Origin of the sequence: Falsirhodobacter halotolerans (assembly GCF_022899245.1) — a bacterium.
In the GTDB taxonomy this organism is placed as follows: Bacteria; Pseudomonadota; Alphaproteobacteria; order Rhodobacterales; family Rhodobacteraceae; genus Falsirhodobacter; species Falsirhodobacter halotolerans.
The window spans coordinates 1,485,608-1,507,138 of sequence record NZ_JALJAZ010000001.1 but is presented as its reverse complement, the minus strand read 5'-3'; the positions used below and the strand labels follow the sequence as shown (position 1 = coordinate 1,507,138).

The window sequence follows — 21,531 nt, the reverse complement described above, 5'->3', positions numbered from 1 at the left end:
ACGCCACGCCGCCGCCCCGCAAGAACACCTTCCCGCCGACGGTGAAATCGCAGACTTTTGCCGAAGGCCGTTCTGTGGCATCGTCCGCCGCGACAACGGAGAGGGGCACATCATGCGGGTTGCGGTTCTGGCGCTGGCGGTGGCGATGACGGCGCAGGTGGCGCAGGCCGATATTTTCGGCAATGGCGCAAGTTCCCGGTTCCAGGTTCTGGACCAGCGTGGCGCGCAACAATACTCCGCCTCGACCCGTCTGCGTCCCCCGTCGAAAGAGGATGAGGAGGCCAAGGCCACCGCCGCCCTGCCTACCCCACGCTACAGCGGCAATTACCGCGGCGAATATCTGGAAACGGCCCGGTCCGCCGCGCGGGAACATGGCATTCCCGAAGATCTGTTCCTGCGGCTGGTGCAGCAGGAATCGGGTTGGAACCCGAACGCCGTGTCGGTCAAGGGCGCGCGGGGGTTGGCGCAGCTGATGCCCGACACCGCGCGGCTGGTGGGGGCGGCGATCAACGATCCGCGCGCGAACCTGTATGGGGGCGCGCGGTATCTGAAGATGATGCATGACCGTTTCGGCAACTGGCCACATGCCCTTGCGGCCTATAATGCGGGGCCGATGGCGGTGGAACGCTTCGGCGGCATCCCACCTTATGCCGAAACCCAGAACTATGTCCGCAGGATTGCCGGCCGTTAGGCCAGCGTTCCGTCTGCGGCAATCCGGGTCTTGCCCCCCAGATAGGGATGAAGAGCTGCCGGCAGGTCGACCGAGCCGTCCTGCTGTTGGCCATTCTCCAGCACCGCGATCAGGCAACGCCCCACGGCCAGCCCCGATCCGTTCAGCGTGTGGACGAAATCGGGCTTGCCCCCCTGCGGACGGAACCGCGCGTTCATGCGCCGCGCCTGAAAATCGCCGCAGACCGACACGGACGAGATTTCGCGGTATGTGTCCTGACCCGGCAACCACACCTCCAGATCGTAGGTGCGGGTCGCGCCGAAGCCCATGTCCCCCGCGCACAGGACCAGCACGCGATAGGGCAGTTCCAGCTTCTGCAGGATCGCCTCGGCGCAGCCGGTCATCCGTTCCTGTTCGGCGGCGGATTGATCGGGGGTGGTGATCGACACCATCTCCACCTTTTCGAACTGGTGCTGGCGCAACATGCCCGACGTGTCCTTGCCTGCGCTGCCCGCTTCGGAACGGAAGCACTGGCTGTGCGCGGTCAGGCGGATCGGCAGGCGCTCCTCTTCCAGCATCTCGCCTGCGACGGTGTTGGTCAGCGTGACCTCCGACGTCGGAATCAGCCACCAGCCGTTTGTGGTGCGATAGCTGTCTTCGGCGAATTTCGGCAGCTGGCCGGTGCCGACCATCGCCTCGTCCCGCACCAGAACCGGGGTCCACATTTCGGTCAGGCCGTGATCCGTGACATGGGTGTCGAGCATGAATTGCGCCAGCGCCCGGTGCAGGCGGGTGATCGCGCCCGACAGAACCACGAACCGGCTGCCCGACAGTTTCGCGGCGGTGGCAAAGTCCAGACCACCCTTCGCGCCCGCGATCTCGAAATGCTCCACGGGTTGAAAATCGAAGGCGCGCGGGGTGCCCCAGCGGCGCAGTTCGACATTGCCGGATTCGTCGGCACCGTCGGGCACGTCGGACAGGGGGCGGTTCGGCAGGGTCATCAAAAGATCGCGCAGGCGGGCATCCTCGGCCACGGCCTCTTCGTTCAGGCGTGCGACATCGGCCTTTTTCTGGGCGACCAGCGCGCGCAGACGCTCGAACTCGGCGTCGTTGCCCGCCGCCTTGGCCGCGCCCACATCCTTGCTGGCGCGGTTCTGTTCGGCCTGTGCGGTTTCCGCCGCAAGGATCTTGCCGCGCCGCGCTTCATCCAGGCCGAGGATGCGCGACGACAGACCGGCCAGACCCCGTCGGGCCATCGCCGCATCGAAGGCGGCGGGGTTTTCGCGGATGGCGCGGATGTCGTGCATGGCGGCTCTCCTGTTGCTGTGCCTGTCCTATGCCCCATCGCGGATGATGTGAAAACCGGGAAAATCACGCCGCCGCCCGGGACGCCGCCGTGCATTTCTGACGCAGGGGGCGCGCTTGCCATCGGGCAGGGGGGCGGCTAGGGTGCGCCACCGTAATTCCCGGGGGGAACGCCCCCTTCAGACGCAAGGAAACCCGCATGTTCGCAACCCCCGCCTTCGCTCAGGCCGCCGGAACCGGCGGTGCCGCCGCGACGCTGACCAGCTTCGTCCCGCTGGTCCTGATCTTCGTCATCATGTATTTCCTGCTGATCCGTCCGCAGCAGCGCAAGCTGAAGCAGCACCGCGCCATGATCGACGCGCTGCGCCGGGGCGATCAGGTCGTGACGCAGGGCGGCATCGTCGGCAAGGTGACCCATGTGGGTGAAAACAACGAGATCCACGTGGAAATCGCCGACGGCGTGAAGGTGAAGGTCATCCGTTCGACCATCGCGCAGGTCATCTCCAAGACAGAACCCGTCGCCTGATCCCACTTTCCGACCCGGACCATCATCATGCTGCAAATCCCCTTGTGGAAACGGATCATCATCTGGGCCCTGTGCCTGGTGGCGGTGATCATCGCGTTGCCGAATGCCTTCTACGACAGGGTGGAGCAGCATAACGATGCCGTGGCCGAGGTGGAGGCGGGGGCCGTTCCCACGCCCGAACAGGAGGCGGCGATCGCGGGGTGGCCCGGCTATCTGCCGTCGTCCCTGGTCAATCTGGGTCTGGACCTGCGCGGCGGCGCGCATCTTCTGGCCGAGGTGCAGTTGGCCGACGTCTATGCCGACCGTATCGACGCGATGTGGCCGCAATTGCGCGACGCGCTGCGCGACGCGCGGGCCGAGGTGGGCGGGGTGCGCCGCGTCGCCTCCGAACCCGGCGTGTTGCAGGTGCAGATCTCCAACCCCGAGGGGCTGGCCCGCGCGGCCGAGGTCGCGCGCAGTCTGGCCCAGCCCATCGCCTCCATGACCGGCGGCAACCAGAGCGACCTGGACGTGCAGGCGCAAGGCGACACGATCACCATCCAGCTGTCGCAAGCCGAACGCGCCGCCACCGATCAGCGCACCATGCTGCAAAGCGTGGAGATCGTCCGCCGCCGGGTGGACGAGGTCGGCACCCGCGAGCCCACGATCCAACGTCAGGGCGACGACCGCATCCTGATCGAGGTGCCGGGCATCGGGTCGGCCGAGGAACTGAAGTCCCTGATCGGCACCACCGCGCAGCTGACCTTCAATCCGGTCATCAACCGCACCAACGACGCGAACGCGCCGGTGGAGCCGGGGCAGGAGGTTCTGCCCTCGCAGGACGAACCGGGCGTGTTCTATGTCGTGCAGACGACGCCGGTCGTGACGGGCGAACAGCTTGTCGACGCGCAGCCCGCCTTCGATCAGAACAACCGTCCGGCGGTGAATTTCCGCTTCAACGGATCGGGCGGTCGGGCATTCGGCGATTACACCGCGCAGAACATCGGCCGTCCCTTCGCCATCGTTCTGGACAATCAGGTGATTTCGGCCCCCGTCATCAATTCGGCCATTCCGGGTGGATCCGGGATTATCACCGGCAATTTCAACGTCGAAGGCTCGACCGAACTGGCCGTCCTCTTGCGCGCGGGGGCCTTGCCCGCCGGCATGAATTTCCTTGAGGAACGGACCATCGGGCCGGAACTGGGGCAGGACAGCATCGACGCCGGGCGCATGGCCTCCATCGTCGGGATGGTTGCCGTCGTGGTGTTCATGATCGCCTGTTACGGCTGGTTCGGCGTGCTGGCGAATGTCGCGCTGGCCGTGAACGTCATCGCGATCCTGGCGATCCTGTCGCTTCTGGGGGCCACGCTGACCCTTCCGGGGATCGCGGGGATCGTGCTGACCATGGGCATGGCGGTGGATGCCAACGTCCTGATCTATGAACGGGTGCGGGAGGAGTTGCGCGCCGGACGGGGCGCGGTCCGCGCCTTGGACGAAGGGTTCAGCAAGGCCCTGTCGGCCATCATCGACGCCAACGTAACGACGCTGCTGACCGCCATCGTCATGTTCTCGTTCGGCAGTGGCGCGATCCGCGGTTTCGCGGTCACGCTGGGCGTCGGGATCCTGACCTCGATGTTCACGTCCGTGTTCGTCACGCGGTCGCTGATCGCCACCTGGTACGCCATCCGGCGGCCCAAGAAAATCGTCGTGTAAGGAACGCATGTCATGGCCTTTCGTCTGAAACTCGTTCCCGACAACACCAAGATCGACTTCTTCCGCTGGCAGTGGGCGACGTTCGGCGCCTCGATCGCGGCCATGGTCCTGTCCTTGGTCATCGTGGCGGTGATGGGATTGAACTTCGGCATCGACTTCCGCGGCGGCACCACCATTCGGACCGAAGCGCAGCAGCCGGTGGATGTCGGCGCCTATCGCGCGGCGCTGGCCCCGCTGGATCTGGGCGATGTAGTCATCACCGAGGTGTTCGACCCCGCCTTCCGTGCCGATCAGAACGTCGCCACCATTCGCCTTTCCGCATCGGAAGGGGAGGCATCGACCAATTCCGAAACCTTGACGCGGGTCCAGAGCGCATTGACCGCCGTCGACCCCTCGCTCATCTTCGCTTCGGTGGAGACGGTCGGGCCGAAAGTGTCGGGCGAACTGGTCTGGTCGGCGATCCTGGCCGTGGGTCTCGCCTCGCTGGGGATCATGATCTATATCTGGCTGCGGTTCGAATGGCAGTTCGCCTTGGGCACGATCATGTCCTCGTTGCACGACGTGGTCGTCACGGTCGGGATCTTCTCGCTGTTCCAGTTCCGTTTCGACCTGACCACCGTCGCGGCGCTTTTGACCATTCTGGGCTATTCGGTCAACGACACGGTCGTGGTATTCGACCGGCTTCGGGAAAACCTGCGGAAATACAAAACGATGCCGCTGCGCGACGTGATGAACATCTCGGTCAACGAAACGCTCAGCCGGACGGTGATGACGGTCATGACGACGGCCATTGCGCTGGTTGCGCTGCTGATCTTCGGGGGCGACGTGTTGCGCGGCTTCGTGTCCGCCATTCTGTTCGGCGTTCTTCTGGGCACCTACTCCTCGGTCTTTATGGCCAAGAACCTGGTGCTGTGGATCGGCATCAACCGTGAGCCGAAGGTGAAGTCCAAGGCCGGGACGACCTTCGCCGACATCGACGCGTGATGCAGGAAATCACCTATGCCGAGGCGCAGCCTATCGACGGCTATGGCCCGGGGTTCTTCCGCATCATGGACCGGTTGTTCCATGAACCGCTCCTCGTCTCGCCTTGGAGCGTGCGGGGGTGGGGCGGTCTGACGGACACAGCGACGCCGCTGACGCTGGCGGGGCGGATCGACGTCCTGTTTCTGGGGACGGGGGGCGACATCGCCCATGCCCCGCGGACCTTCCGCGCCGCGTTGGAAACGGCCGGCATCGGGGTGGAGGTCATGAGTTCGCCCGCCGCCTGCCGCACCTACAACCTGTTGTTGACCGAAGGGCGGCTTGTGGCCCTTGCCCTTCTGCCGGTGGAGGGCTGAGGCAATGTTGCCGGTGGAGAAGCTGGCCCAGATCGTGCAGCGGTTCGAGTATCTGGAGGCGCGGCTGTCCGCTGGGGCGCCGCCGTCCGAAATCGCCGCGCTGAGCCAGGAATATTCGGACCTGAAGCCCGTGGTGACGCAGATCGCGGCGCATCGGTCCGCGCTGAACGATCTGGCCGAGGCGGAGGCGATGCTGGCCGATCCCGACATGCGTGCCTTGGCCGAGGAGGAGGTTGCCGACCTCCGCGCCCGTATTCCCGGCATGGAACAGGCGCTGCGGCTGGCCCTGCTGCCCAAGGATGCCGCCGACGCGCGCCCCGCCATTCTGGAGATTCGCCCCGGCACCGGGGGGGAGGAGGCGTCGCTGTTCGCGGGCGATCTCTTGCGCATGTACCAACGCTATGCCGAGGATCGGGGCTGGCGGTTCCAGATCATCGACCTGACGGAAAGCGATCTGGGCGGGATCCGCGAATTGACGGCGCTGGTCCAGGGGGAGGGTGTTTTCGCCCGTCTGAAATACGAATCGGGTGTGCATCGGGTGCAGCGCGTGCCGCAGACCGAGGCGGGGGGGCGTATCCACACCTCCGCCGCGACCGTCGCGGTCCTGCCCGAGGCGCAGGAGGTGGAGATCGACATTCCCGCCGCCGACATCCGCATCGACACGATGCGTGCCAGCGGCGCGGGGGGGCAGCATGTCAACACCACCGATTCGGCGGTGCGGATCACCCACCTTCCGACCGGCATCGTCGTCACGAGTTCGGAAAAATCGCAGCATCAGAACCGGGCGATCGCCATGCAGGTCTTGCGCGCTCGGCTGCACGACATGGAGCGGGAACGGACCGATGCCGCCCGTGCCGCCGACCGCAAGGCGCAGATCGGATCGGGCGACCGAAGCGAGCGCATCCGCACGTACAACTTTCCGCAGGGACGGATGACCGATCACCGGATCAACCTCACCCTCTATGCGCTGCCGCAGATCATGGCGGGCGATCTGGACGAGGTGATCGACGCGCTGACCACCCATGACCAGGCCGCCAAGCTGGCGGAGATGGAGACATGACCATCGCCGAGGCGTTGCGCCACGCAGCGGCCCGCCTGAAGGCAGCGGGCCTTGCGGGGGCCGCGCGCGATGCGCGCTGGCTGGTGGCCCATGCGGCGGGCCTTCCCGCGGATCGGCTGATCCTGCATGCGGACGACCCGCTGGACCCCGAACGCGCGATCTGGCTGGACCGGGCGGTGGAGGAACGCTCCCGCCACCGCCCGGTGGCCCATATCACGGGCCTGCGTCAGTTTCACGGTCGGACCTTTCGGGTGACCTCGGACACGCTGGACCCCCGGCCCGAGACGGAAACCCTGATACATCATGCGCTTGGCGAAGAATTCTCATCCATTCTCGATCTTGGAACCGGGACCGGAATTCTTGGCATAACTCTGGTCGCGGAAACCGGGGCGCGGGGGGTGGCGACCGATCTGTCGGCGGCGGCGCTGGACGTGGCGCGGCAGAACGCGCGGGCGCATGACGTGACACTGGCTTTCGTGCAATCGGACTGGTTCGAGGGGGTCGAGGGCCGGTTCGACCTGATCGTCTCCAACCCTCCCTACATTGCCGAGGACGAGATGGCGGGCCTGTCGCCCGACGTTCGGTTGTGGGAACCGGCGATGGCGCTGACCCCGGGGGGGGATGGGTTGGGCCCCTATCGCAGCATTTCGGCGGCGGTTTCGCATCATCTTCACCCGGGCGGGCGCGTGATCGTGGAGATCGGGCCCACGCAGGGCGCCGCCGTCTCCGCCATGTTCCACACAGCGGGATTGCAGGACGTGGCCGTCCACCCCGATCTGGACGGACGCGACCGGGTCGTCATGGCGCGCAAGCGCTGACCCGGTCGCAAAAACGCGTCATGAGCCGGAAAAGCCGAATTAAGCCCTTGCCATGTTGGTCATCGGGTGTTTAGTGAGAGGCAACGCACAGGGCGCGGCGCAACCGCGCGACGGCCCCATGCGTTCCGCCGATGCAGCGAAAGGGCCGGACCGCAATGCCAGACAGGCGGCGGCAGGTATCGCAGCGGAAATACGGCACAGTCTGATAATCGGATACAAGGACAAGATGCGCTCCTCCAAGTCCCGTTCGCGTTCCAAGTCGAACCGCCCGCGCCCGTTGGGCAACATCATCAACCGCGTCTTCGACAGCTCCGGCCCCGAGGGCAAGGTGCGGGGAACGCCGCAGCAGATCATCGAGAAATACCTCGTCCTGGCGCGCGATGCGCAGCTGTCGCATGACCGCGTGGCGGCCGAGGCGTTTTTGCAACATGCCGAACACTACACCCGCATGTTGAGCGAGGCGCAGCGCGAGATGGCGGCCGAACAGGAATCGCGTCAGCAGCAGCACAACAACTCCAACCACCACAACGGGCAGAACCATCAGCCCCGCCGCGACGACCGGCGTGAGGAGCGTCGCGAACCGGCCATGGAAGAGGTGGCGGAGGATGCGGCCCAAGCGCTGCCCGCGCGCTACACCGCCCCCGTGAAGGAAGAGGCCGCGCCCGCCCCGGCAGAGGCCCCGGTGGAAGAGCAGCCGAAGCTGGACCTTGCCGAAGACGCAGCCCCTGCCGCGCCCCGTGCACGTCGCCCCCGCACCCCGCGCGAACCGAAAGAGGGCGATGCCCCCCGCCGCACGAACACGCGTCGGCCCCGCACCAAGCGCGAGGATGCGCCGGACGCACCGCAGGACTGAGAGACGGGGGCTTCGGCCCCCGTTTTCATGCGTCGATCTGGCGGGCGAGAGCGCAGAACCGCTCCAGCGAAATCTCCTCCGCCCGGGCGGTGGGATCGATGCCGGCGGCGCTCAGGTGATCCTCCACTCCCGGAACCAGACCCTTCAAGCTGGAGCGCAGCATCTTGCGCCGCTGATTGAACGCCATGGCCGTAATGCGCGACAGCGTCGCGGCGTTGGCGGGAAAGCGGGGCTCGTCAAGACGTTTCAAATGCACGACCGCCGAATGGATCTTCGGGGGCGGGGTGAACGCCTCGGGCGGCAGCGTCATCACCAGACGCGCATCGGTCCGCCACTGGGCCAGCAGCGCCAGGCGGCCATAGGCCTTGCTGCCGGGTTTCGCCACGATCCGTTCCGCCACCTCTTTCTGAAACATCAGCGTCAGGCTTTCCCAGAAAGGCGGCCAGACATCGGGCGTCAGCCAGCGGACCAGCAATTCGGTGCCCACGTTATACGGCAGGTTGGCCACGATGCGGATCGGCGGGGTCAGCCCTTCGGGGCGATAGGACAGCGCGTCGGCGTTCACCACCTCCAACCGCCCGGGATAGGCGTCGGCAATCTCGGCAAGCGCGGGCAGACAGCGGGCGTCCTTCTCGATCGCCAGCACGCGGCGTGCCCCTTCGGCCAGAAGCCCGCGCGTCAGACCGCCGGGGCCGGGACCGACCTCGATCACATCGGACCCCGACAGATCACCCGCCATCCGCGCGATCTTGGCGGTCAGGTTCAGATCCAGCAGGAAGTTTTGACCCAACTGTTTCTTGGCCACCAGATCATGGGTGCGGATCACCTCGCGCAGGGGGGGGAGTGGGTCAATGGCCACGGCGTGCCCCCATGGTTTGCGCCATGCGCAACGCGGCGATCAGGCTGGACGGATCGGCCACCCCGTGCCCCGCAATGTCGAATGCGGTGCCATGATCGGGCGAGGTGCGCACGAAGGGCAGCCCCAGCGTCACGTTCACGCCGCTGTCGAACGCGAGCGTCTTGATCGGGATCAGCGCCTGATCGTGATACATGCAGATCGCCGCGTCATACCGCGCGCGGGCCGCCGCATGAAACATCGTGTCGGCGGGCAAGGGGCCCGCGATCGTCAGTCCCTCGGCCCGCAGGCGATCCAGGGCTTGGGCGATCCATCCCTCCTGTGATCCCATCGTGCCGCCTTCGCCCGCGTGGGGGTTCAGCCCGGCCACGGCCAGACGCGGCGCGGCGATGCCGAAATCGCGGACCAGACCGGCATGGGTGATGCGGATCGTCTGGTCCAGAAGGTCCGGCGTCAGGTGCGTGGGCACCTGATCCAGCGGAATATGGATCGTGGTGGGCACCACGCGCAACAGGTCGGAGGCGAGCATCATCACCACACGCTCCACCCCCGCCAGCGCCGCCAGATATTCCGTGTGACCGGGATGGGCGAACCCCGCGCCGTCGATCAGGGCCTTCTTGCTGATCGGGGCGGTGCAGATGGCCGAAGCCTCGCCCGCGCGGACCAAGTCCACCGCGCGGGCAATCACCGCGATGACCGAGGCCGCATTGGCGGGGGACGGACGCCCCGCCGTGGCCGGTTCGGGAAAGGGATGCGCCAGCACGGGCAGGCGGTCAGGTGCGACGGTTGCCGCCTCGGCGGGGGTCGCGACCTCGGTGATCGGGGTGCCGCTTGGCAGATGCCGGGGATCGCCGATCCAGAAGAACGGTACCTCCGCCCCAAGACGCAGACGCGCCTTGGCCGCAATTTCGGGGCCGATGCCCGACGGCTCCCCACAGGTCACGGCGACGGGGGTCACGGCTGGCGGATGATCGCGTTGTCGCGAAGCTGCTTGATATAGACATCGGCCAGGGCGGAAAGCTGCTGGTTGGTCAGCTGGTTGCGGATCGCGTCCCGATCGACCGCGTTCTCCTGCACCGCGCGGCGCGCGCACAGCATGACGAGCGATAGAGAGGCCCCGCGCATCACGACCGCGCTTTCATACTGGTCCAGCCCCGCGATCGTCCCGCTCAGATCCGCCGGCAACGAGGCCGTGGCCTGGGTCTGTCGTTGAACGGCCACGCCGTTTTCCCGGGCGACGGTGTAAAGGTCGTTGCAGCTGTCCACCCGTCCGCGCACCACGGCACCATCGGCGGCGGTGGCCAGCGGAAAGAGGGCATAATCCACCTCGGTCGCGCGGGCTGTGGGGGCGCTTTCATCCAGTTGACGCAATTGGAACAGGGCCACGGCATTCGGCACCTGCAACGGCTGCGTCACCCCGCCGGGGGAAAGGCCAAGAAACACCGGCTGCAGACCGGGCGGCAGATCGGCCAGCGGCAGCCATTCCAGCGCGCCACCATTCTGGGCCGAAGGGGAGGCGGAATACTGTTCGGCAAAGCGCGCGAAGCTTTCGCCCGCCGTCACGCGCGCGGCAATATCCTCGGCCGCGTTCAGGGCCTGCTGCTCCTGACCCGGGGGGGCGGGCAGGATCAGTTCCGACAGAAGAACGCGGATGTTCGGCGATTGACTGGCGTTTTCCAGCGCGCGGTCGATATCGGCCTCGCTGATGATCACGCGTTGGGAAAACCGGTCGCGGACGACATGGCGCCATATGATCCCCGACCGGACGAAGTCGCGGAATGTCGTCTCGTCGATGCCCGCTTGCGCCAGCTGACCCACGAACTGGTCGGTGTTCATGTCGGCGCGTCCGGCAAATTCCTCCATCCCGTCGGCAAGTTCCTCGTCCGAAACCTCGATCCCCATCTGCTTGCCTGCGTCCAGCTTCAGCCGATCTTCGATCAGCCCATCCTCGGCCAGACGGCGCGCGTCGCCGGGCGCCCGCAGGACGGTCAGAAAGCGTTCGCGCTGCTGCAACTCCCAATTCGTGATGGCGCTGCCGTTCACGATCGCATGGGGGGCGAACAGGTTTTGCGCCACGGCAGGCTGCAGGGAAGCGCTGCCAAGAAGGGCGGCCAGAAGGAGAGGAGTGAAACGCTGCATTCTGTCTTCTCTTGTCTTGATCCGTGACGGGTCAGCCACGGCAGGTTCCGGCGGGGCCGGGTTTCTTGCTGCTGCCAAAGCCCAGAAGATCGACCGACAGGCCGAATTCGGTGGTCGGCTCCACACTAGTCGAGGATGCGAACCGACGCGAGAGATAAACATCGACCGCCATGCACTCGTTGCGGAACTGCGCGCCCACGCCCGCCCGCTGTGCCCGATCGGCGTCGAAATCATAGCGGGTGCTGGCGCGCGCGGCCCAGGTTTCGGTCAGTTGATAGCTGGCGTCGAAGGTCATCTCCGACAGCGCGTCCTGACGATCCTCCTCGGGGTCGGCCAGAAGATTGATATACCCCGCCGAGAGGGTGAATCGGTCCAGCGCGGCATCCATGCGCAGTTCGGATTTCGTCACCTCAAGGTTGTCGTCGAACAGGGTGCGGTTGGTGATGATCAGCCCGTCGCGCAGCATGATCTGGAACTGGCCCAGCCAGTCGCTGCTGGATCCGTCCAGGCCCGAGGCGTTCGAGAACTGCCCCAGATCGCGTTCGCGGAAGGTGCGCCCCAGGATGCCGCTGACCGTCCAGCCGTTGGGCGCGATGCGGGCATAGCCAAGCCCGAGGTTCACCCGCGCCCCGCGTTCGTATTCGTCCACACCCGAAAAGCGGTTCAGCGCGAACAGGTTCGACTCGTCGAACTCGACCAGAGTGCTGTCCTCGTTCGGGATGTCGGGGCTGTCATTGGGACTGAACACAGCCTGCGCGATGGGGCCGAGGATGTGGCTTGTGCCGTTCGCGCCCGCCTTGACCCAAGGCCAGCGCAACTCGGCCCCCACGGCGCCGTTCACCCGCCCGGTGCGGCCCTGATAGTCCAGATCCTGATTGATGTTGTAGATGTCGGCCGACACCTCTCCCAGGGTCGTGGCCAGAATGCCGGCCGGGAGGACGAAGTTGCGCCGCCAGTCCAGCCGGACCGACATGCGGGTCGTGTCGCGACCGTCGGCGATGTCGTCGCGGTCGACATCGGTGTCGAAGGGCCGGTCCGACGTGCGCTTGGCGCCGTGAAGTTGCCAGCGCAGACCGGCCTCACCCCCCAGAATGCCGCCGGTGAAGCGGCGATGGAACGTCGCATCGGCCACCTGCGACGGAATGGTCGATGTGGGTTCGCCATCGCGGATCGACTGGAAGTTGATGATCCGACCCGAGATGTATTCGTTGCGCCGGGTCCGCGTGACCTCGACGCTGCTTTCCAGACGGTCGCGCTCTTCCAGCCCGTAGTCGTAGAGATAGCCGGGATCGCTGACCGTATCGACGCGCATCTTCAGCACATAGCTTTCGGGCAAGAGAAACTCGCCGGTGGCCAGAAGATAGCCGCGCGTCTCGTTCGGGCGCAGATGGTCGCGCGACACGGCTCCGTTCACCTCAAGCCAGCCGAAGTTGAACGCCTGACGATAGCGGGCGTCGAGCGAGCGGGTGTTCTTGGTGGAGTAATACGGCGTCAGCGTCAGGTCGCGCGTCTCTCCCAATGGGAAGAAATACGGCACCTTGATGCCCGTTCCGAAATCCGATGTCGTGCGGAGCGAGGGGCGCAGAACACCTCGTGTGCGGTCCACGGTCGGATCGGGCATACGCAGACGGGGGACGTAGAAGACCGGCACGCCCACGAACCGAAGCTGGGCGTTCTGGAAATAGATCTGCCGCTCTTCCTGATCGTGAATGATCTCCCGCGCGCGGATTTCCCACAAGGGCGTGGGGTTGGACGCGCAGACCTGACAGGACGACGCGACCGACTGCCCCAGCCGGGTATAGCGGTCGCCGATCCGGTTGATCTGGTTTGCGGCCAGTTGCAGCTGATCGTTCAGGACCAGACGCGCGCTTTGCAGCACGCCTTCGGTCAGATCGCCCGACAACTGCGCCTGATCGGCAAGCACGACCGACCCTTGCCCGTCGTCCAGCGTGATCGGCCCCACGATGTCCAGGCTGTCATTGGTCCGGTCATACCGGACCGAGGAGGCGCGCAGGCGCTGCCCCTGATAGAACACCTCCACCGCGCCGCGCGCGGTCAGGACATTGTCGCCGCTGATCTGCAGATCGTCGGCCACAAGGGTCGCCCGATCCTGGGCCAGCGCCGGAAGGCTGGACAGCGCCAGCGCGAAGATGGCGGAACGAAGGCGCATCAGCCATCCTCCAGATGCAAAAGAAGGCCAAGCGAGGCCAGAACGGCGGCAAGCGAGGGGATCCACGCGGCCAGAATGACGGGGATCTGACCGTTCTCCCCCAGAACCTGGGCGAAGTTCCGCAGAAAGAATACGACGAAAGCCACCAGAAGCGCCAGCATCACCTTGCTGCCCGTGCCCCCTTGTCGCGCATGGCGCATGGTGAAGCCGGCGGCGATCAGGACCATCGCGGCCAGAAAGAAGGGCAGCGACATCTCGCTCTGGAACCAGACGCGGTGGTCGCGGGCCTGAAAACCTGCGGTTTCCAACCCGTGGATGTATTGCGGCAGTTTCCAGAACGCGATCTCGGACGGTTCGCGAAAGCCCGCGCGGATCGTCTCGGACGTCAGTTCGGACGGGACGGTCATGCTGGGTTCGGTCACCGCGGTGGCTTCGGGCGTGGGGTCGTTCAACGCCCACCGTTTGGCATCGCGCAGCGTCCATTCCCCGTTCCCCAGACGCCCCTCGGTCGCGGCGATGCGTTCCGTCAACTGGCCGTTCGCGTCGAACACCATCATCGTCACGTCGCGCAGGTAGGATCCGTTCGCGTTCGCCTCTTCGGCATGGATGACCGTCTGGCCCTCCGCGCTGCCCTGGCGCAACCACAGCCCTTCGCCAAGGACGGACAGGAACTGCGCCTCGTCGCGGGACAGGCGGGCGGACACTTCCTCATACCGATTGGAGGTGGCCGCGACCAAGGGGTTCAGGACCGCCACGATCAGGACGCCCAGCAGGAAGGCCGTGATCACGGGGGCGGCCAAAACCCGCAGCCCGGCGCGCCCCGCCGCCCGCATCACCACCAGTTCCGACGACCGTGCCAGCCCCAGAAACAGCGCGATGGCCGCCAGAACGAAGATCAGCGGCAGGATGGTATAGAGGCTGGACGGCACATGCAGCACGGCCAGCTCCATCGCTTGACCAAAGCTGACCCGCCCGGAAAAGCGGCGAAGCTGGTCCAGAAGGTCGATCAGCAGCAGGATACCGACGAAGATCAGCGTGACGCGGGCCGTCATGCGAAGGAATCGTCGCGCGATATAGAAGCTGAGGATCATGCGCAGCCCCTCCGCCGCGGTCGTTGCGACAGCCACAGGATGCCAAGCCCCAGTGCGATGCCGATCACCGGCGCGGCATAGGCCAACGCCCATCCCCCCGCCACGCGCGGCCCCGCCGAACTTGCAACCACGTTGATCAGTTGCACGAAGATCAGCAGTCCCACGGCCCCCGCGATCTGTCGCCACAAGCCGAACCGGCTGAACGATCCCAGAAGCAGCGTGGAAAATCCGATCAGGGCGACGGCAAGCCCAAGGAAGGGCTGGGCGATGCGGTCGTGCCCTTCGAACACCATCTCTTCGGCCGTGCTGCGGGTTTCGGCCATCGTTTCGGCGGTGGGGGTCAGAAGCTCGACGGTGGACAATTCGTTCACGCGGCGCGGGGCGCGAATGGCGGGGGCCAGCATGGCGCCGATGTCATAGGTGAAATCGGCAAACCGCGTGACGGCCAGACGTCCCCCCTCCAGCGTTTGGGCCGTGCCGCGCAGCATCACAAGCTTCGGCCCCGTATCGGTGCGCACCAGAAGCGCCTGTTCGGCGGTGTATATGACCTGCGCCGCGCCGCGATCGTCCTGCATGAACAGGCCGCGCAATTCCCCCGCCGGCGTAATCTCGCGGATGAAAAGGGTGATGCCGTCGGCGGGGTGCAGGAATTCGCCGTCGCGCACGAATTGCGCGGCCAGGCTGTCGCGCACCTCGGCCGTGCGGTCGGCCAGGATCGTCCGGCTGAGGGGGACGAGCACGTTCAAAAGCAGCGCCATGGCCAGCGTCACCACCAGCCCGAAGAAGATCGCCGGCCGTGCCAGCCGGAACGAAGAAAACCCCGTCGCCTGCATCACCACCAGTTCCGATTCCGACATCAGCCGGTTCACGACATACACGGTGGCCACGAAGGCCGAGATCGGCAGCACCAGCCGGATCACGTTCGGCAGCGTCAGAAGCGAGAATTCCAGGAATACCAACGCCGTCTGCCCGTCGCCGATCAGGTCGTCGAACAGCCCCACGGCGGTGTTGATCCAATAGATCGCGATGAGGACAAGCGAAAAGAAGCCGAACAACTGCAGCAGTTGCGACAGAAGATACCTGTCGAATCTTGCCACGGCTGCCCCTTTTCATTCTTGGTTTTCCGGCAAGTTAGACCAAAGCCGCGCCGGGGAAAACTGCTATCTGGTCATTCCGGGACGCACGGCCTACGGTCACGCGGAACTTTGCCTTTTTGCCGGAGATGCCGATGACCGTGCCTGTGACCATTGAATTTCTTGAGACGGATCTGGACCGGATCGAAGATGCCACGGGGCAGGTGGCGATCTTCCTCGGGCAGGGGGGCAAGATGGGGGCCGCGGCGACCAGGGTGGACGCCCTCACTTCCGGCACGCTGAGCCGTGTTGCGGCGTCCGAGGCGTTCGGCAAGCTGAAACCCGGTGAAGGGATGGAACTGTCCTATCCCGCCGGGCTGGCCGCCGACATGCTGCATGTCATCCGGCTGGACCGCGCGGACGATGTGGCGGCGACGCGCAAGGCGGGGGCGGCCATCGGGCGCAAGCTGGGTGCGGCGGGTGCCACGGTTCTGGCCGACGCCGTGGGCCACGCGGCCGAGGTTGCCTTCGGTCTGACGCTGCGCGCCTATCGCTTCGATGCGCGCAAGACGGGCCCGAAGGAGGCGTTCGGTCCGGTGACGATGATGGTCGCGGGGGCCGAGGCCGTGCGCGCCGAGGCCGCCCCGCTTGCGGCGCTGGCCGATGGCGTCTTCATGACGCGCGATCTGGTGAACGAGCCTGCGAACGTCCTGACCACCACCGAATTCGCCGCCCGGCTTGAAGCGATGCGCGATCTGGGCCTGACGGTGGAGGTGTTGGAGGAGGACGCGCTGGCCGATCTGGGCATGGGCGCGCTTCTGGGTGTGGGGCAGGGATCGGCCAGCCCGTCCAAGGTCGTGGTCATGCAGTGGAATGGCGGCGGAGAGGAGCCGCCCTTCGCGCTGGTGGGCAAGGGCGTCGTCTTCGACACGGGCGGCATTTCCATCAAGCCTGCGGGCGGGATGGAAGACATGACGATGGACATGGGCGGGGCGGGCACCGTCGCGGGCGTGATGCGCGCGCTGGCGGGGCGCAAGGCCGCGGCCAATGTCGTCGGCATCGTCGGTCTGGTGGAGAACATGCCCGACGGCTTGGCGCAGCGTCCGGGCGATATCGTCACCTCCATGAAGGGCGACACGATCGAGGTCATCAACACCGATGCCGAGGGGCGTCTGGTTCTGGCCGACATCATGTGGTACGTGCAGGACCGCTTCCAACCCACGGGAATGATTGATCTTGCGACTCTGACCGGGGCCATCATCGTCGCGTTGGGACATGAGAATACCGGCGTCTTCGCGAATGACGACGCGCTGTGCGATGCGTTCCTTGCGGCGGCGGCCGCCGAGGGTGAGGGCGCGTGGCGTCTGCCGATGGGCGACGCCTATGACGCCCGCTTGAAGTCGCGAGTGGCCGACATGCGTAACGTCGGCACGGGGCGCGACGGCGGGTCCATCGTCGCCGCGCAGTTCCTGCAGCGTTTCGTGAAGGACGGCACCCCATGGGTCCATCTGGACATCGCGGGCACGGCCCTTCTGCAAGGCGACAGCGCCTTTGCCCCCGGCGGGGCGACGGGCTGGGGGGTGCTGGCCCTGAACCGTCTGATCCGCGACCGGTTCGAGGTCTGATCCCCGCTTGCCTGCCCGCCCGATTGTGGTAGGCAGGCCCCCATGCGGTCCCGTAGCTCAACTGGATAGAGCACCTGACTTCTAATCAGGATGTTGAGGGTTCAAGTCCTTCCGGGATCGCCAGATCGCCTGCAAGCTTTTGGGCGCGCGGTCCCCAAGCGTTTTCGGGTTTCCCGCATTTGCCGGTCATCGTCGATCACCGCGTCTGTCCGTCGCGCGTTGCGGCAAGAAAATCGTCCAGATGGCGAACCATGCGCATGACATCAGGTTTGTCGTTTTTCGCTCATCCTCGCCCTGCGAAAAGCAACAAGCGTCCCGACGCATGACGCGAACGTCTTCTGCGTGTCGTCGATCCGAAGGCCGGTGACGCCGATCGCCACGCGCGTGCTTGTGACGGCGTTGGCGGATGCGATGCCCCTTCACACACCGCTGACCGCGCGTTGTTTGAAGGTGGCCCGCACGCGATCCAAGTCTTGCATAAGGCCCGACCTCTCGTCCAAGCTCCGGCGCGGCGCATGTCCGAAGTTGCGGTTTCCTGGCACACCCGCCAGCACCCGAGACAACTTTCGGGCCCGCGCGACGGCGGCGGCTTCAAGGCGGCCCGATGTCTCGGTTCGAGCAGGATTGGAATTTCGGTCCGACCGGCGGCCGGCGGCTGGGCCAAATGGCCTCACCGTCACGCTCGGGTTCCAAAACCACCGTCCATGTTTGACGCCGGCGGGGTTGCGATGCTACCTCTGTCGCAATGAATTCGCCGGGGTCACACCATGCTAAGTGTTCTGGCACGCGGTTGATCTCGAACGATAAAGCGACCTCTGCCACCCGTCTTGTCTTTGGCGAAAGGCGGCTTGTGCAACCCGAAGACAAAGGCGGATCCGTGGCCAGCGACCAGTCCAGCATCGTCATGTTCTATCACCTGACCCAGTCGGGCGCGGAGGAGACGGCCCATACGCTGCTGTCCCGCGCCCATGGGGCGGGCTGGCGTGTGCTGGTGCGCGGAACCGACGCGGCGCGGCTGGATGCCTTGGACCGGGCGCTGTGGACCCTGCGGGATGACAGCTTTCTGCCCCACGGGATCGAAGGGGGGGCGCATGATGCGGCGCATCCCGTGCTTCTGGGGCTGACCGCTTCCGGCCCGGCCGAGGGGCTGATGCTGGTGGATGGCGCGACGCTCGACCCGGCCGAGGTTGCGGGACGCCAGCGGGTCTGGATCCTGTTCGACGGGCTGGACGATGCGGCCGTGGCCCATGCGCGGGATCAGTGGCGCACCGTCGTCGCCGCAGGTCATGCCGCGCAATACTGGTCGGAGGAGGGCGGACGGTGGGAGAAGAAGGCCGAACGGCAACCGGACGCGGGGTGACGGTCCGACCGTTCCGCGCCGGGGATGCGGCAATGGTGGGCGCGCTGATGGATGCGGCGTTCGGGCGTCCGGACGAAGGCGCGCTGATGCGCCATCTGCGGAGCGAAGGGGCGGTGGCGGCAGAGCGTGTGGCCGAACATGGGGGCGAGATCACGGGCGCGGCTTTGCTCGCACGGCTGGAGGCGCCCTTTCCCGCCTTGGCCCTTGCGCCGATCGCCGTGGCACCGATGTGGCAGGGCCAAGGTATCGGCGCGGATCTTGTGCGCGCGGCCCTGTCTGCCGCTGAGGGGGCGGCAGTTTTCGTTCTGGGCGATCCGGCCTATTATGGGCGGTTCGGGTTTTCGGCGGAGCGGGCGGCGGGATATGTCTGCGCCTACGCTGGGCCCGCGTTTCTGGTGCATGGCCCACAGGACATGCCCGCGACGGGGCGTATCCTTTTTCCGCAGGCGTTCAGCGGACTTTAACGCCGCAGGATCATCCGGTCGCCCGCGATTTCCAGATGGAAGCGATTCAGATAGCTCATGCCGAGAAGGGATGTGCCCAGTTCGCCCTCATTCACGAAGGCGGGCACATCCCGGTCGGTGATCGTTCCAAGATCGACCCGGTCTAGAACCACGCGGGCCGTCCGCACCTCGCCATTGGCGGTCGAGGCGACGCCAAGATAGGACAACGCCCCCGGATCAAAGCCGATGCGGCGGGCGTCGTCGGCACTCAGCACGATGCCCGAGGCACCGGTATCGACCAGAAAGCGCAGATTCGTCCCGTCCACGGACAGCGTCAGATAGTAATGCCCGTCCGGCGCGCGGGGCAGTTCCACCGCATCGCCCGACATCTGCTGGCGGGGTGACAAGCTCGGCCCCATGTCGGTCCAGACGCCATATCCCGCCGCAACCGCAAGAATGATCAGCCCCCACGCCACGATGGGGCGCAGGGCCGCGCCCAGCCGGCCCCGATATTCGACGAACAGCCAGCCGCCGACCAGCCCCAGAAGCAGGATCAGATATCCCAGACGCCCGATGTCGAACCCGTCCATCCGTCCCCCTTGTCAGGCGTCAGCCCGCCGCCTCCAGCTTGGATTGCGCCCGCAGCCACAGATCTTCCGCGCGGTCCAGGCCCTCCATCACCTCGGCATATTTCTTCTGCCAGACGGCGGCCTCGTCCGGGCGTTCATAAAGGGCGCTGTCCGAAAGTTTCACCGCCAGCTTGTCGCGCATGTCGGACAGCTTTCCGACCCGTTCCTCGCATTTGCGAACCTCGGCGCGCAGGGTTTGCAGGTCGTCGCGGCTGACCTTCTTCTTTTCGGGTTTCGGCTTTTGCGGCTCGTCCCCCTGCAGCAGAAGACGGCGATACGCCTCCAGATCCTGATCATAGGGCGTGACCGCCCCGTCCTTCACCAGCCACAGCCGGTCGGCCACCAGCGACAGAAGATGCATGTCGTGACTGACCAGAATCACCGCGCCGGAGTAGCTGTTCAGCGCCTCGGTCAACGCCTCGCGGCTCTCCATGTCAAGGTGGTTGGTCGGTTCGTCCAGGATCAGCAGATGCGGGGCATCGAGCGTCGCCAGCAACAGCGACAGCCGCGCCTTCTGCCCGCCGGACAGGCGGCCCACGGCGGTATCCGCCTGATCCACCGTCAGACCGAACCCCGCCAGACGAGCGCGCAGGCGCGGCTGGCCTTCCGTCGGGCGCATCCGTTGCAGATGCTGCAGCGGGGTTTCGTCGATGAACAGTTCATCCACCTGATGCTGGGCGAAATATCCGATCCGCAGCTTGGACGACCGGGTGATCTGCCCGTCAAGGCTGGGCAGCTTTCCCGCCAGCAGCTTGGACAGCGTGGATTTCCCCTCGCCGTTGCGGCCCAGAAGGGCGATCCGGTCATCCTGATCGATCCGCAGGTTCAGCTTGCGCAGCACCGGCTTGCCGTCATACCCGACCGAGGCGTTGTCGATGTTGATGATCGGGGGGGACAGTTCCTCCGGCTCGGGGAAAGTGAAGACCTGCTTGCGGGCCTCCTCCGGTGGGGTGATCGTCTCCATCTTTTCCAGCATCTTCACGCGGGACTGGGCCTGCACGGCCTTGGACGCCTTGGCCTTGAAGCGATCGACGAAGGATTGCAGATGGGCGCGACGGGCGTCCTGCTTCTTCGCCTCGGCCACCAGAACGGCACGGCGTTCGGCCATCTGGCGGGCGAACTGGTCGTAGGGGCCGGTCCAATAGGTCAGCTTTTTGCTGTCCAGATGCAGGATGCCCTGCACGGCGCGGTTCAACAGGCCACGGTCGTGCGAAATGATCAGGACGGTATGCGGATATTTCTGAAGATAGCTCTCCAGCCACAACGCGCCTTCCAGATCGAGATAGTTCGTCGGTTCGTCCAGCAGCAGCAGATCGGGCTGTGCGAACAACACGCCCGCCAGCGCGACCCGCATCCGCCACCCGCCCGAAAAGTCCGAGCAGGGGCGCAACTGCGCCTCGGCATCAAAGCCAAGGCCTCGCAGGATGGCCGAGGCCCGCCCTTCGGCCGACCAGGCGTCGATGTCCGTAAGGCGGGTCTGAATTTCCGCGATCCGGGCAGGATCGGTCGCCGTTTCGGATTCCGCCAACAACTCGGCCCGTTCGGTGTCGGCGGCCAGAACCGTATCCAGCAGCGACGTGGACGACGACGGCACCTCTTGCGCGACACCGCCGATGCGGGCGCGGGCGGGCAGGCTGAATTCGCCCCCTTCCAGCGCCAATTCGCCCTTGATGATGCGGAACAGCGTCGTCTTGCCCGCGCCGTTGCGCCCGACAAGACCGACCTTGTGACCGGTGGGAATGGTGGCGGAGGCGTTCTCGAACAGAGGACGACCTTCGACGGAATACGAGATGTCTGAAATGCGCAGCATCCGCATCGCTTGCCCGAAGCGGCGGGCCGCGTCAACGGAGGGTTGGCATTTGCGTCGAATTCCGACTATGAACC

The 21,531-nt window shown here is 65.9% G+C and carries 20 protein-coding genes and 1 tRNA gene; 12 read left to right on the top strand and 9 right to left on the bottom strand.

Features of this window, described 5'->3' with window-relative positions; all coding sequences use genetic code 11:
• The first annotated feature begins 112 nt into the window (after window positions 1-112).
• A complete protein-coding gene (locus tag MU449_RS07970) occupies window positions 113-691 on the top strand; it encodes a lytic transglycosylase domain-containing protein (protein WP_244737491.1) in 579 nt (192 codons plus the stop codon).
• On the opposite strand, the gene serS is transcribed toward MU449_RS07970, so the two are convergent.
• Window positions 688-1,977 carry a serine--tRNA ligase gene (gene serS, locus MU449_RS07965; RefSeq protein WP_244737490.1) on the bottom strand — a complete coding sequence of 430 codons (1,290 nt, stop codon included), beginning with the start codon at window positions 1,975-1,977 and terminating at the stop codon, window positions 688-690. The two genes, MU449_RS07970 and serS, sit on opposite strands and share 4 nt — an antisense overlap.
• Before the next feature lie 197 nt (window positions 1,978-2,174).
• On the opposite strand from serS, the gene yajC reads away from it, so the two are divergent.
• The 7 genes from yajC to MU449_RS07930 all read left to right on the top strand — a co-directional run bounded on the left by yajC (window position 2,175) and on the right by MU449_RS07930 (window position 8,261).
• Window positions 2,175-2,501 carry a preprotein translocase subunit YajC gene (gene yajC / locus MU449_RS07960; protein ID WP_244737489.1) on the top strand — a complete coding sequence of 109 codons (327 nt, stop codon included), beginning with the start codon at window positions 2,175-2,177 and terminating at the stop codon, window positions 2,499-2,501.
• Between the two features lie 27 nt (window positions 2,502-2,528).
• The gene (gene secD / locus MU449_RS07955) at window positions 2,529-4,193 is read left to right on the top strand and encodes a protein translocase subunit SecD (protein WP_244737488.1); all 1,665 of its coding nucleotides are present in this window, start codon (window positions 2,529-2,531) and stop codon (window positions 4,191-4,193) included.
• A 12-nt stretch (window positions 4,194-4,205) separates the two neighbouring features.
• The gene (secF, locus tag MU449_RS07950; RefSeq protein ID WP_244737487.1) at window positions 4,206-5,177 is read left to right on the top strand and encodes a protein translocase subunit SecF; all 972 of its coding nucleotides are present in this window, start codon (window positions 4,206-4,208) and stop codon (window positions 5,175-5,177) included.
• On the top strand, window positions 5,177-5,530 hold the full coding sequence (locus MU449_RS07945) for an Mth938-like domain-containing protein (protein ID WP_244737486.1): 354 nt from the start codon (window positions 5,177-5,179) through the stop codon (window positions 5,528-5,530). Before secF ends, MU449_RS07945 begins: the two co-directional genes overlap by 1 nt.
• Window positions 5,531-5,534: 4 nt before the next feature.
• On the top strand, window positions 5,535-6,590 hold the full coding sequence (prfA, locus tag MU449_RS07940; protein WP_244737485.1) for a peptide chain release factor 1: 1,056 nt from the start codon (window positions 5,535-5,537) through the stop codon (window positions 6,588-6,590).
• Complete coding sequence (gene prmC, locus MU449_RS07935; RefSeq protein ID WP_244737484.1) at window positions 6,587-7,408, top strand: peptide chain release factor N(5)-glutamine methyltransferase; 822 nt, start codon at window positions 6,587-6,589, stop codon at window positions 7,406-7,408. The genes prfA and prmC overlap by 4 nt, the downstream gene beginning before the upstream one ends.
• 226 nt (window positions 7,409-7,634) lie before the next feature.
• Complete coding sequence (locus MU449_RS07930; protein WP_244737483.1) at window positions 7,635-8,261, top strand: DUF4167 domain-containing protein; 627 nt, start codon at window positions 7,635-7,637, stop codon at window positions 8,259-8,261.
• A gap of 25 nt (window positions 8,262-8,286) precedes the next feature.
• On the opposite strand, the gene rsmA is transcribed toward MU449_RS07930, so the two are convergent.
• Genes rsmA through lptF form a run of 6 tightly spaced genes read right to left on the bottom strand, consistent with a single transcriptional unit; the run spans window position 8,287 to window position 15,614 of the window.
• Complete coding sequence (rsmA, locus tag MU449_RS07925) at window positions 8,287-9,120, bottom strand: 16S rRNA (adenine(1518)-N(6)/adenine(1519)-N(6))-dimethyltransferase RsmA (protein ID WP_244737482.1); 834 nt, start codon at window positions 9,118-9,120, stop codon at window positions 8,287-8,289.
• Window positions 9,110-10,075 (bottom strand): 4-hydroxythreonine-4-phosphate dehydrogenase PdxA, encoded by a 966-nt coding sequence (gene pdxA / locus MU449_RS07920; RefSeq protein ID WP_244737481.1) that lies wholly within the window; start codon window positions 10,073-10,075, stop codon window positions 9,110-9,112. The genes rsmA and pdxA overlap by 11 nt, the downstream gene beginning before the upstream one ends.
• Window positions 10,072-11,256, bottom strand: coding sequence for a peptidylprolyl isomerase (locus MU449_RS07915; RefSeq protein WP_244737480.1), 1,185 nt, complete (start codon window positions 11,254-11,256; stop codon window positions 10,072-10,074). Before MU449_RS07915 ends, pdxA begins: the two co-directional genes overlap by 4 nt.
• A gap of 31 nt (window positions 11,257-11,287) precedes the next feature.
• On the bottom strand, window positions 11,288-13,426 hold the full coding sequence (locus tag MU449_RS07910) for an LPS-assembly protein LptD (RefSeq protein WP_244737479.1): 2,139 nt from the start codon (window positions 13,424-13,426) through the stop codon (window positions 11,288-11,290).
• Complete coding sequence (gene lptG / locus MU449_RS07905) at window positions 13,426-14,517, bottom strand: LPS export ABC transporter permease LptG (RefSeq protein WP_244737478.1); 1,092 nt, start codon at window positions 14,515-14,517, stop codon at window positions 13,426-13,428. Before lptG ends, MU449_RS07910 begins: the two co-directional genes overlap by 1 nt.
• Window positions 14,514-15,614, bottom strand: a complete 1,101-nt coding sequence (gene lptF, locus MU449_RS07900; RefSeq protein ID WP_244737477.1) for an LPS export ABC transporter permease LptF — start codon at window positions 15,612-15,614, stop codon at window positions 14,514-14,516. Before lptF ends, lptG begins: the two co-directional genes overlap by 4 nt.
• Window positions 15,615-15,745: 131 nt before the next feature.
• On the opposite strand from lptF, the gene MU449_RS07895 reads away from it, so the two are divergent.
• The 4 genes from MU449_RS07895 to MU449_RS07880 all read left to right on the top strand — a co-directional run bounded on the left by MU449_RS07895 (window position 15,746) and on the right by MU449_RS07880 (window position 19,039).
• On the top strand, window positions 15,746-17,215 hold the full coding sequence (locus MU449_RS07895; RefSeq protein WP_244737476.1) for a leucyl aminopeptidase: 1,470 nt from the start codon (window positions 15,746-15,748) through the stop codon (window positions 17,213-17,215).
• 46 nt (window positions 17,216-17,261) lie between these two features.
• Window positions 17,262-17,338, top strand: a tRNA-Arg gene (locus tag MU449_RS07890).
• Between the two features lie 781 nt (window positions 17,339-18,119).
• Window positions 18,120-18,575 carry a DNA polymerase III subunit chi gene (locus tag MU449_RS07885; protein WP_244739008.1) on the top strand — a complete coding sequence of 152 codons (456 nt, stop codon included), beginning with the start codon at window positions 18,120-18,122 and terminating at the stop codon, window positions 18,573-18,575.
• Entirely contained in the window at window positions 18,572-19,039 is a 468-nt protein-coding gene (locus MU449_RS07880) for a GNAT family N-acetyltransferase (RefSeq protein WP_244737475.1), read from the top strand. The genes MU449_RS07885 and MU449_RS07880 overlap by 4 nt, the downstream gene beginning before the upstream one ends.
• Here the strand turns inward: MU449_RS07880 and MU449_RS07875 are convergent.
• Together MU449_RS07875 and MU449_RS07870 are read right to left on the bottom strand one after the other, a co-directional pair.
• Complete coding sequence (locus tag MU449_RS07875; protein ID WP_244737474.1) at window positions 19,036-19,608, bottom strand: retropepsin-like aspartic protease family protein; 573 nt, start codon at window positions 19,606-19,608, stop codon at window positions 19,036-19,038. The genes MU449_RS07880 and MU449_RS07875 overlap by 4 nt on opposite strands.
• A gap of 19 nt (window positions 19,609-19,627) precedes the next feature.
• Window positions 19,628-21,457, bottom strand: a complete 1,830-nt coding sequence (locus MU449_RS07870) for an ABC-F family ATP-binding cassette domain-containing protein (RefSeq protein WP_244737473.1) — start codon at window positions 21,455-21,457, stop codon at window positions 19,628-19,630.
• Between the last annotated feature and the right edge of the window lie 74 nt (window positions 21,458-21,531).